We start from the raw sequence: 547 nt of genomic DNA on the forward strand, positions 1-547 counted from the left end.
CGTTGAGCGATGGCCCTTCCATGCGGAACCACCGGATCACTAAGCCCGACTTTCGTCCCTGCTCGACTTGTAGGTCTCGCAGTCAAGCTCCCTTGTGCCTTTACACTCTGCGAATGATTTCCAACCATTCTGAGGGAACCTTTGGGCGCCTCCGTTACATTTTAGGAGGCGACCGCCCCAGTCAAACTGCCCACCTGACACTGTCTCCCTGCCCGATAAGGGCAGCGGGTTAGAAGGTCAATACAGCCAGGGTAGTATCCCACCGATGCCTCCACCGAAGCTAGCGCTCCGGTTTCCAAGGCTCCTACCTATCCTGTACAAGCTGTACCAACATTCAATATCAGGCTGCAGTAAAGCTCCACGGGGTCTTTCCGTCCTGTCGCGGGTAACCTGCATCTTCACAGGTACTATAATTTCACCGAGTCTCTCGTTGAGACAGTGCCCAGATCGTTGCGCCTTTCGTGCGGGTCGGAACTTACCCGACAAGGAATTTCGCTACCTTAGGACCGTTATAGTTACGGCCGCCGTTTACTGGGGCTTCGGTTCA

Annotated in this window: 1 rRNA gene; it reads right to left on the bottom strand. The window is 54.8% G+C overall.

What is annotated here, in order from left to right:
• Positions 1-547: ribosomal RNA gene (locus BJU60_RS14890) — 23S ribosomal RNA — on the bottom strand; the annotation flags it as partial.

The sequence above is a fragment of the Exiguobacterium aurantiacum genome (genome assembly GCF_001766415.1).
GTDB lineage: Bacteria > Bacillota > Bacilli > Exiguobacteriales > Exiguobacteriaceae > Exiguobacterium > Exiguobacterium aurantiacum_A.